A 10,581-nucleotide genomic window follows, 5' to 3' on the forward strand; every position below is an offset into this window, starting at 1 on the left:
TGGCGGCCGAACGTTGCGCCATCAGCCGCTCGTTCCTGGCGACGAGGTTGGCGACCAGCACGTCGATCACGGCCACGGCGCCCGAATAGGAGTCGACCAGGCCGAAACCCTCGATCGGGACGACGAATGTCAGTGAGGCGTGCTGGGCGGCACGGGAGAGGTACGGGTCGGTCACGACGATGCTGCGCCCTCGTGAGCCGGCGAAATGGGCGGCGATGAACTCGGCGGTCGGGTCGTAACGGCGGAAGTCGAAGATGATCGCCAGTTCGTCACGTCCGGCGTGGGCGATCTGGTCGGCGACCGGCGCAGGCCACGGTGCGAGCAGCCGCACCCCCGGCCGGAGCAGGTTGAGGTGCGCAAAGAGGGTGTGGGCGACTCCGTGCGAGAAGCGTCCACCCGCAACCCAGACCCGCTTCGCCCCCAGGATCAGTGTCGTGGCCTCGTCGACCTGTTCCGGCTTGAGCCGTTGCAGGGCGTCGGTGATGAGCGACAGCACCGACTTTGCCGCAGCGACGGACGCGGAGACTCCCTCCGCCGGCGCCTGGTAGAGGGCAAAGGGAGACTGGGTGGAGCCTTCGAGCTCGTCGCGCACCGCGGCACGGAAGTCGGGTAGACCGTCGAAACCGATCTTCGTTGCGAAGCGCACGACCGTCGCCGGACTGGTCTCGGACTCGGCGGCCATCACCGCCGCCGATCGGAGGGCGAGCATCGGGTAGCTGCCGAGGACGGTGTGGGCCACTCTGCGCTCGGCCGGCGTCAGTTCTTCGAGGTGCCCGTAGATCCGATCGCGGACGGGAATTCGGTCACGAGAAGTCATGATGAAACATATGTTTCTCTGTTGACGGATATTGTCGTTTCAGATTAGTCTATATCAGGCAAGCGAGGGAGGCTTTTCGACGTGACCGAGGAATGCGAGACCCCTTGTCCATCCGTCGCCCTGATCACCGTCGTCGATAATTCGGGCGTGACCCGGGTCAAGACCGTTCCGGTGCACCGTCTTCCCAGAGTTGCGGAGGTGGGGGTCGGCCTCTCGGACGTGTCTGCCGTCATGGCCGTGGACGACGGCATCACCGCCAGCCCGGGATATGACACGCCGTCGGGGGACATGCGTCTCATCCCCGACCTCGACGCCGCCGTGGATCTGCACCGGTCGCGCCTCAGATGGGTTCCGGCGACGATGGTCGACCAGGAGTTGGTCCCCAAGCCCAACTGTGGGCGCAGCATCCTCCAGCGGGCCGTCGAGGCCGCCGCGAAGGCGGGGATAACCGCCGAGTTCGCCTTCGAGAGCGAATTCACCGTCAGTGATCTCGAAACCGGAGAGCCCATTCACCGCGGACCCGGATACAGCCCCATCGCCCTGTTCGCCGCCGAGGAGTTCTCGATCGACCTCGTCGAGGCGTTCGAAGCCCAGGGAATGAACGTCGAACAGTTCCATCCCGAATACGCCGACGGCCAGTTCGAGGTGTCGATACGCCATAGCGACCCGGTCGCCGCCGCGGACGCCGTCGTGCTGCTGCGCCTGACCGTGCATCGGATGGCCCGCCGCCACGGCCTGCGAGTGTCGTTCAGTCCCCGCCCGCACCGCGAGATCGTCGTGGGAAACGGGTGTCATCTCCACTGCAGCCTGTGGCAGGACGGCACGAACCTGTTCGGGAGCGAGACCGACGGTCTGGGGGCGGCCGGAGGCGCAGCCGTCGCCGGCATCCTCGACCACCTGCTCGGCATCCAGGCGGTCCTCACCCCGTCCGTCCCCTCGTTCGAACGCATCACCCCTCAGCACTGGGCGGGCGCCTACACGTGCTGGGGGATCGAGAATCGCGAGGCGGCCGTGCGGGTCATCCGCGGGACCGTGAGCGGACGCCCGGGCGCCGCCAACATCGAGATCAAGACGATCGACGCGTCCGCCAACCCGTATCTGACCGTGGCCGTGATCCTGCACGCCGCCCTGGACGGCATCGGCCGGGGTCTCACACCTCCCGAGCCGATCTCGGTGGACCCCCACTCGCTCGACGAGGACGCTCGCACGGCACGGGGCATCGTGCGGCTCCCCGCCGACCTCGACGAGGCGATCGAGGCCATGGACGCCGACGGACTGGTCCGCACCGTGTTCGGCGACCAGCAGTACGGGGCGTTTCGGGCGGTCCGACGCTACGAACTGGAGACCTTCGGTTCACTACCCCGAGAAGACCAGATCGAGGCCCACAGGTGGAGGTACTGACGTGTCGATCGACCTGACCGGAATGTCCGTCGTCGATGCCCACTGCCACGGCGTGCGACTCGCCGACCTCCTCGAGCAGCCGCCGACGGGATGGGCCGACAGGATCACGCTGATCGGGATGTGCATGGCCTCGTCGGCAACGGCCGCCGCCGAGTTGAAGCAGCAGGTCTCGGCACTCACCGAGTGGACGATGTTCGCCTCCACCGGGCGGCGATGGCTGGCCCACTGGCTCGGAGTCGACGAGTCCGACGTGGACGAGGCGAGGATGGCCAGGCTCCGCGACGACGCCGGCGCCTACCTCGGAGCCCTCATGGCCGACCAGAGAATCACGGACCTCTTCGTCGACGACGGCTACCCGCAACCGCCGGTCGACGCGGCGCAGTTCGGTGCCCTCGTCGGCGCCACCGCCCACCGTGTGGCCAGGATCGAACCGATCATCGACCGGGTCTGCGCGCAGGCCGACACGCTCGACGACGCCGTGGCGGCGTTCGAGGCGGAACTCGACGCCTGCGGGCAAGACCCGTCCTGCATCGCGTACAAGTCGATCATCGCCTACCGGAGCGGCCTCGACGTCGGAGATCCGTGTGACGACGAGGTGGCCGCCTCGTTCTCGGCGTGGAAGGCGAACGGTCTCGTCGGTGGTCGCCGCGAGACCAAGGCGCTGCGAGACCGGTTCCTGCACATCACCTGCCGCAAGGCGGCCACCCATGACAAGGCCGTCCACATTCACTCGGGGGCCGGCGACCCCGACGTGCTGCTGGCCCACGCCCATGCAGCCGGCCTGGCGCCGCTCATCGCCGCCCATCCCGCCACCGCCATCGTGCTCATCCACGCCGGGTTCCCCTGGATCGAGGAGGCCGCCTACCTCGCCGGCATGTACCCGAACGCGCACATCGAGCTGTCCCTCTTCAATCCCTGGGCGACACTCGACCTCGATCGGGGACTGCGGACCATCCTCGGGCTCGTGCCCACCTCCAAGGTGATGTACGGGTCGGACGAGGCGTCCGAGCCCGAGGTCCTGTGGATCTCGGCACGCCTCTTCCGTCGCGTTCTGGCCCGGGTCCTGGACGGCGCCGTCGACGACGACCTGCTCACACCGGCCGAGGGTGTGCGCACCGGCGAAGGCATTCTCGGCGCGAACGCCCTGCGGCTGCACGGGTTGGCGGCGACGTGAGAGAATCCGGACACGGCGCGGCAGACGTGGCCGCCGCCGTCAGCGCCCACATCAAACGCCGCTCCGGCGAGTTTCTGTCACTCCTCGACGAACTGGTCTCCATCGACTCGGGTCGTGACGCACCCGAGGGCATCGCGAAAGTCCAGGACCTGATCGCGGATCGGCTGGCACGACTCGATGGCGTCACCATCGAGCGTGGCCATGAGGGCGGAGTCGACCATCTGGCCGTCACCATTCCCGGTGGCGATGCCAGGGTGGTCCTGCTCGGTCACGCCGACACCGTGTTGCCGCGGGGAACGGCGGCGGAACGACCGTTGCGCGTGGAGGGACACATCGGATTCGGCCCGGGAGTGGCCGATATGAAGGGGGGACTGGCGATGGCGGTCCTGGTCTGCGAAGCCCTCGTCGACCTTGGCGACCATCCCACGATCGAACTGGTCGTCGTCGGAGACGAAGAGACCCGGCTGGTGGCGCCCCCGTTCATGGACCGGCTCGAGAACGCCGACGCGTGTTTCGTCCTCGAGTGTGGGCGCCCCGGTGGCGGCTACATCGTGCGGCGCAAGGGGGGACTCTGGGTGCGGTTGGAAGCCAAGGGCCGATCGGCCCATGCCGGCGTTCAGCCGGACTGGGGAACGTCGGCGATCGTGCAACTCTGTCAGACGGTGGTTGCCGTCGCGGAGCTTCACCGGACACGGGACGACCTGACGGTGTCCGTCGGCACGATCGCGGGGGGCTCGGCCCCCAACGTCGTCGCGGCGGAGGCCTGGGCCGACGTCGACATCCGGGCTTTCGGTGACGACGATCTCGACTGGGCTCGTCGGCGCGTCCTCGACATATGCGAGCACTCGTCGCTGTCGGTGTATGAGACGGGGCGCTGGCCCCCGATGGGACTGGTGGACGAGAGTCTGTCCAGGCTGTACCAGGACGCCAGCCGAAGCCTCCTGGTGCCGCTCCATCCGGAGTCCACCGGAGGCATGTCCGACGGCTGCTGGACGTCGACGGCAGGGATTCCCACCATCGACGGGGTCGGCCCGGAGGGCAGCAACGACCATTCACCCGAGGAACATATCGACCTGGCGAGCGTGCCTGCCCGAGCAGGGGCGTTGGCCGGTGCCATCGCCGCAACGATACGGAATAGGAGATAGAGAATGAAAAAACTGTATGCGCTGATCACCGCCGTGGCACTGACGCTCACGGCTTGTGGCGCAGGCGCAACACCCACCACGACCACGACGGAGGGGCCGTCGGTCACGACGACGACGGCAGCCCAGGCGGCGCCCGCGGAACCGATCCTCATCGGCTTCGCCGGGGACTTCTCCGACATCTACTCCTTCTACGACACCCCGGTTCGTGAAGGCGCCGAACTGGCCGTCGCCGAGATCAATGCCGCAGGCGGCGTGCTCGGCCGTCCCCTCGAGTTCGTGGCCCGCGACGGCCGCAACAACCAGGACGAGACGATGCGCGCGACGCAGGAGTTGATCGACCAGGGTGCCGCCTATCTGGTTGGGTCAACCGGGGATCCGTATCTCGCCCAGGCCAGCCTTGCGTGCGAGGCCGGGATTCCGATCTCGACCGGTGACGGCACCGCTCCCACGCTCGTGGGCGACGCCGGGCCCTGTGCCTTCCAGTTGATCATGAGCGACAACCTGCAGGCCGCCGTCGACGCCGAGTACGCCTGGAGTCAGGGATACAAGACCGCATACCTGCTCCGCTCGACCGAGATCCCGTACACGAATGACTTGCCCACCTACTTCGCTGCGGCTTTCGAGCATGCCGGTGGCAAGGTCATCGGTGAAGATGTGTATCGGATCGACGCCGGCGACTACAACGTGCAGGTGACGGCGATCGCCGCTCTCGACCCGGCGCCGGACGTGATCTTCACGCCCATGTTCATTCCCGACACGCCCGTGTTCCTGCGTCAGCTCCGTGCGGCAGGCATCGAGATTCCGGTTCTCAGCACAGACGGCGCCGTCGATGCCAGCATCCTCGAAGCAGGAGATGCCGTCGAAGGGCTCGTGGCGACGACACACGCCTGGCCCGCCGACGACAACTCGATGGCCAAGTTCGATGCCAAGTACAAGGAGGCGACGGGCGCCGAACCCGAGTCACCGGTGGTCGCCATCGGTTATGACGAGATCTACATCGTCAAGCAGATCATCGAGGACGCCGGCTCGACCGATCCCGAAGCCATGATCACCGCACTGTTGAATCTCAAGAACTTCCACGGTGTGACCGGCACGCTGAGCATGGATCCAACGACGAGGCGGGTCGACAAAGAGGTCACGCTCGTCAAGATCTCGGGAGGCGAAATCCGCTTCCTGGACCAGTTCATGCCGACCTTCATCCCGAAAGTGGGCTGAACGATGCTGGACGTGCAGGGACTGTCGGCCGGATATGGACCCGTCGAGGTCCTGGCCGACCTGTCCCTGCACGTCGGCGAAGGTGAGGTCGTGGCGGTGCTCGGTGCCAACGGTGCCGGCAAGTCCACACTCCTGAACTCTCTCGTCGGCATCGTGACGCCCCGATCCGGCTCGATCGTGTTCGACGGGCGCCAGATCGCCGGTCAAGCCACCGAGGACATCGTGCGGGGCGGCCTCACCCTCGTCCCGGAAGGCCGCAACGTGTTCGCCCGGCTGACCGTCGCCGAAAACCTGCTCGTGGGGGCCTACAGTCAAAGGGGGAGGAACGTCAAGGCCGACCTCGACCGGCTCCTGGAACGGTTCCCGATCCTGGCGACACGCCGGCATCAGACGGCCGGCACTCTCTCGGGCGGAGAGCAGCAGCAGCTCGTCATCGCCCGGACCCTGATGTCGCGACCCAAAATGATCCTGTTGGATGAACCGTCGCTCGGTCTCGCTCCGGTGATCGTCGACGTCGTCTTCGACCTGATCCGCGAACTCAGGGACACGGACGGGCTGACGATGGTGCTCGTCGAACAGAGCATCTCCCACGCCCTCGACGTGTCGTCGCGAGTCTATGTGATGTCGACAGGCAAGATCGTGCGTGAGGGGACGGCCACCGAGATGGCCGCGGCGGCACACGAGCTCGAAGCCTCCTATCTCGGTGGTGATTCCCGGTGAGCCTCGAAGTTCTCGTCCAGCAGCTCTTGAACGCCCTCAGCCTCGGGAGCATCTATGCGCTCCTCGCCCTGGGCCTGGCGGTCGTATACAGCGTGCTCGGGCTGCTCAACTTTGCCTACGGTGAGCTCATCACCATCAACGGCTACATCATGTTCGTGCTGATCGGTGCGGGCGTCGGATTCTGGGTGGCGGCACTCGTGGGCATCGTCGCCGCCGTGGCCGCCTCGCTGCTCATCGAAAGGACCGCCTTCCGGCCGCTGCGCGGCGCGTCCGCCACGACCGTGATCTTCTCGTCGTTCGCCGTGTCGGTGATCATCCAGAACCTGATCCGCAACCTGGTCTCGCCCCGACCCAAAGGGATCGCCATACCCTCCTGGATGGACGGGGTCGTTGCAGTGGGCCCGTTCCGGCTGCCGGTGCTGTCGCTCATCACGGTGGCGGTGGCCCTCGTAGGGGGAGTGATTCTCACGACCCTGCTCACACGCTCCCGTCACGGACTCGCCATGCGTGCCGCCGCCGAGGACTTCACGACGGCACGACTCATGGGCGTCCGGGCGGGCCGGATGATCATCTTCGCCTTCGGCGTCTCAGGGCTGCTGGCCGGCATAGCCGGGTTCCTGTGGGTGGCGCGCCGGGGTGCCGTCACACCGACCATGGGATTCACACCGCTGCTCGAAGCGTTCATCGCCGTGGTTCTGGGAGGGTTCGGCAAGCTCTCGGGCGCCGTCTACGGCGGGTTCCTGCTGGCCTTCATCGAGGTCGCCCTGCACCTGCCGGCGCCGCTGCGCCCGTTCACGAGCGCCCTGACCCTGGTGGTCGTCGTCGTGATCCTCTTCGTCAGACCGCAGGGCCTGGCGAAGGCGGTGGAAGGACGGGTGGCGTGAACACCTTCTCGCGCCGCCGCATGGTCGAAGCGGTTCGGACGTGGCTGTTGCTCTCCGCTCTGCTGGCGGTCGTGGCCCTCATCGGTTCCGTCTTCCTCGACACCACCTCCCAACGCGTGCTGACGAACTTCCTGACGATCGTCGGCCTGGTCGTCGCCTACCAGAGCTTCGTGGGCCCGTCCGGTCTTCTCTCGTTCGGCCACGTCGCCTTCTTCGGCGCCGGTGCCTACGCCGCGGCGCTGGTCACGATCCCGGTCGATCAGAAGGTGCGTCTCCTTCAAGGGCTGCCCGCCTGGCTGGGAGGCATGGAGACGGGGCTGTGGGGGGCGATCCTCGCCGCGGTGCTCGTCGCAGCGCTCATCGCGGCGTTCACGGGGGCGACCATCTCCAAGATGGAGGACATGGGGCTGGTCATGGCCACCCTCGCGCTGCTGGTCATGATGTACACCGTCTTCTCCAACTGGGACACCGTCACTCGGGGCACGATCGGGATTCTGCGGATCCCGGACCTGGTGAACACACCGATCGCCCTCGTTGCCGCCGTCGTCATCACAGGGGTGGCCCTGCTCTTCTCCGCCTCTCCGATCGGCCTGCGCCTCCAGGCCGTCAGGGAGGACAAGGCCGCGGCCGCCGCCCTGGGGATCTCGGTGGCGCGCAGCCGCTTTTTCGGCTGGATGACGAGTGCCGTCCTCATGGGGGCAGGGGCGGCCGTGTGGGCGCTGAACAACCTGGCGTTCGGACCCCACCAGTTCTTCTTCGCCCAGACATTCACCTTGTTGTCGATGCTGGTGATCGGTGGGATGTCATCGGTGTCGGGGGCCGTGATCGGCACGGCAGTGGTTACGGTGCTGGCCGAGATGCTTCGGCCGCTGGAGCGGGGACTGTCCCTGGGCCCCGTTCACCTGAGCGAATTGCCGGGTGTGATCCAGCTGGCTCTCGCCGCCCTGATCATGCTCGTGCTGATCGTGGCCCCCCAAGGCATCACCGGAGGTCGGGAACTCGGATCGTGGAGGAGGCGCAAGTGAGCCTCGTCGTCGACTCGGTCACCAAGCACTTTGCGGGCCTCACGGCGCTCAAGGACGTGTCGTTCACGCTGGACCAGGAGGAGATCCTGGGTGTGATCGGACCCAACGGCTCGGGGAAGACGACCCTCGTCAACGTGACGACCGGGATCCTCGATCCGGACGGGGGAACCGTGCAGGTCGACGGTCGCGACATGACCGGGGCCGCCCCCGACGTCATCGCCAGGGCGGGTGTCGTGCGCACGTTCCAGACGGTCCGTCTGTTCGGCGGGCTCAGCGTGTGGGACAACGTGGCCGCGGTCATTCGTGATCCGGACCGTCCCATCGACGAGGTGGTGGAGGAGCATCTCGAACGGTTGGGTCTCGGTCATCTGGGGTCGACTCCGTCGAGTCACCTCGCCTACGGCCTCCAGCGGCGTCTCGAGATCGCCCGTGCCCTGGCCACCCACCCCAGGTATCTGCTGTTGGACGAGCCGGCCGCCGGTCTCAACGACGTCGAGTCGGCCGACCTGGAAGAGACCATCAGGGCCATACCGCGTGATCCCCGATGGGGATGCGGGGTCCTGATCATCGACCACGATCTTCGGCTGATCACCTCCCTGTGCGACCGGCTGTTGGTCATGGCCAGCGGGGAGGTGATCGCCGAAGGTCCTCCCGAGGAAGTGAGACGTCAACCGCAGGTCGTGGAGGCGTACATCGGGAGAAGGAAGGACGAACCAAGATGAGACATCGCTATGGGATCATCGGCGCGGGCCGTCAAGGTGTCGCCGCCGCCTACGACCTGTGTGTGAGAGGAGAGGCCGAGACGGTCGTCTTCGCCGACCGAGTCCCGGAGACGGGGATGCGAGCGGCGGAGATCGTCGCCGGTCTCGTCTCCGACGTCTCCGACGTTGATGTCTCGCACGAGATACTCGACGCCACGGACCGGGGAGCGGTGGAAGAGTTCATGGCTCGCTTCGACGTCGTCCTCGGGTCGGCAAGTTGGCGTCTCAACGTGGGACTGACCGAGGCCGCCATCGCCGCCGGCACCCACTTCGCGGACCTGGGCGGCAACGCAGAGGTCGTGTGGGCCCAGTTCGAGGCCGACGAGGCGGCCCGAGCGGCCGGCGTGGGGATCGTCCCCGACTGCGGGCAGGTCCCGGGCACCGGAGCCAACCTCATGGCCTATGTGGCCCGCAGCTTCGACGAGGCCGACACGGTCGTCCTCTACGACGGGGGGATTCCCGCCTCCCCGGAGCCGCCCTGGAACTACCGGCTGACCTTCAACATGGATGGTCTCACGAACGAGTACTGGGGTCACGCCCTCTACATCATCGACGGCGAGCAGCGCCCGGTCGAAGTCTTCGATCCGGATGAGTACGAGACCCTCGAATTCGACCAGTTCGGCACACTGGAGGCCTTTGTCACCGCAGGTGGGCTGACGACCCTCTCGCGTACCCTGGAGGGCCAGATCAAGACGCTGAAGAACAAGACGCTGCGCTACCCGGGCCACGTCGCCCAGTTCAAGGCCTTCCGCGATGCGGGCCTCTTCGATGAGGAGCCGATCATGGTCGGGGACGTCAAGGTCGTCCCTCGCGATGTCTTCCACGCGCTCATCGAGCCGAAGATCCGTGCCCCCGAAGACTTCAGGGATGTCATCGTCAACCGGGTCGTCGGTCGTGGCGTCATCGACGGGAACGACCACGAGATCATTCTCGATGTGATCAGCTACCCGCCCGAAGATCTTCCTTTCACCGCCATGCAGGCGGCCACCGGCTGGCACGCCGCGATCATCATGCACAGGCTGGCCACCGGCCTTTGCGGCCCGGGGGTCGTCGAGGTAGAGAACGCCATCGATGGAGGCGATCTCCTGGACGAGTTCAGGCAGCGGGGATTCCATGTGTCGGAACGGAGACGCCTGCTCGACGAGGAGTGATGCCCGAGCCTGCGTCGAGGCCGAGCCTGCGGGAGGGGATTCTCTACCCCATCGACCTCGGTCAAAGCCCCGAGGCCACTTCCCCTGCTAGGGGAAGGAAGAATGTGGGGAGCCGGTTCAAGCGATCACGTCGCTTCCGACCGGAGCCGACTCGGGCGATCACCGTGGCGTCGGCTCGAGTCGTCTTTCCCGGTTGGGTGCGCCGGTGCGACACGCAGCAGTTCCACGATCTCCTGATCGGCATTGCACCTACGGAGGTTCGAGGGCACCTAAGATGCCCAACGCGCC

Annotated in this window: 10 protein-coding genes; 9 read left to right on the forward strand and 1 reads right to left on the reverse strand. The window is 66.7% G+C overall.

What is annotated here, in order from left to right; genetic code table 11:
• Positions 1–817 (reverse strand): MurR/RpiR family transcriptional regulator (locus GXP34_13155; GenBank protein ID NOY56913.1); only part of this gene is annotated, 817 nt, incomplete at its 3' end.
• 81 nt (positions 818–898) lie between these two features.
• Here GXP34_13155 and GXP34_13160 point away from each other — a divergent pair.
• Genes GXP34_13160 through GXP34_13200 form a run of 9 tightly spaced genes read left to right on the forward strand, consistent with a single transcriptional unit; the run spans position 899 to position 10,293 of the window.
• Positions 899–2,218 carry a glutamine synthetase gene (locus GXP34_13160; protein ID NOY56914.1) on the forward strand — a complete coding sequence of 440 codons (1,320 nt, stop codon included), beginning with the start codon at positions 899–901 and terminating at the stop codon, positions 2,216–2,218.
• 1 nt (position 2,219) lies between these two features.
• Positions 2,220–3,392, forward strand: a complete 1,173-nt coding sequence (locus GXP34_13165; protein ID NOY56915.1) for an amidohydrolase family protein — start codon at positions 2,220–2,222, stop codon at positions 3,390–3,392.
• Entirely contained in the window at positions 3,389–4,537 is a 1,149-nt protein-coding gene (locus tag GXP34_13170; protein ID NOY56916.1) for a M20 family metallopeptidase, read from the forward strand. The genes GXP34_13165 and GXP34_13170 overlap by 4 nt, the downstream gene beginning before the upstream one ends.
• 3 nt (positions 4,538–4,540) lie before the next feature.
• Positions 4,541–5,752, forward strand: coding sequence for an ABC transporter substrate-binding protein (locus tag GXP34_13175; protein ID NOY56917.1), 1,212 nt, complete (start codon positions 4,541–4,543; stop codon positions 5,750–5,752).
• Between the two features lie 3 nt (positions 5,753–5,755).
• Positions 5,756–6,472: an ABC transporter ATP-binding protein gene (locus GXP34_13180; GenBank protein ID NOY56918.1), complete on the forward strand. Its 717-nt coding sequence runs from the start codon at positions 5,756–5,758 to the stop codon at positions 6,470–6,472.
• Entirely contained in the window at positions 6,469–7,356 is an 888-nt protein-coding gene (locus tag GXP34_13185; protein NOY56919.1) for a branched-chain amino acid ABC transporter permease, read from the forward strand. Before GXP34_13180 ends, GXP34_13185 begins: the two co-directional genes overlap by 4 nt.
• The gene (locus GXP34_13190) at positions 7,353–8,381 is read left to right on the forward strand and encodes a branched-chain amino acid ABC transporter permease (GenBank protein ID NOY56920.1); all 1,029 of its coding nucleotides are present in this window, start codon (positions 7,353–7,355) and stop codon (positions 8,379–8,381) included. Before GXP34_13185 ends, GXP34_13190 begins: the two co-directional genes overlap by 4 nt.
• The gene (locus GXP34_13195; protein NOY56921.1) at positions 8,378–9,103 is read left to right on the forward strand and encodes an ABC transporter ATP-binding protein; all 726 of its coding nucleotides are present in this window, start codon (positions 8,378–8,380) and stop codon (positions 9,101–9,103) included. The genes GXP34_13190 and GXP34_13195 overlap by 4 nt, the downstream gene beginning before the upstream one ends.
• Complete coding sequence (locus tag GXP34_13200; protein ID NOY56922.1) at positions 9,100–10,293, forward strand: hypothetical protein; 1,194 nt, start codon at positions 9,100–9,102, stop codon at positions 10,291–10,293. Before GXP34_13195 ends, GXP34_13200 begins: the two co-directional genes overlap by 4 nt.
• Positions 10,294–10,581: the final 288 nt, after the last annotated feature.

It is taken from the genome of Actinomycetota bacterium (assembly GCA_013152275.1).
Taxonomy (GTDB): Bacteria; Actinomycetota; Acidimicrobiia; order Spongiisociales; family UBA4744; genus BMS3Bbin01.

Excerpts from the sequence above, each read along its gene's own strand:
- GXP34_13200 (NOY56922.1), top strand. The coding sequence starts at position 9,100 with ATGAGACATCGCTATGGGATCATCGGCGCGGGCCGTCAAGGTGTCGCC.
- GXP34_13180 (NOY56918.1), top strand. The coding sequence starts at position 5,756 with ATGCTGGACGTGCAGGGACTGTCGGCCGGATATGGACCCGTCGAGGTC.
- GXP34_13175 (NOY56917.1), top strand. The coding sequence starts at position 4,541 with ATGAAAAAACTGTATGCGCTGATCACCGCCGTGGCACTGACGCTCACG.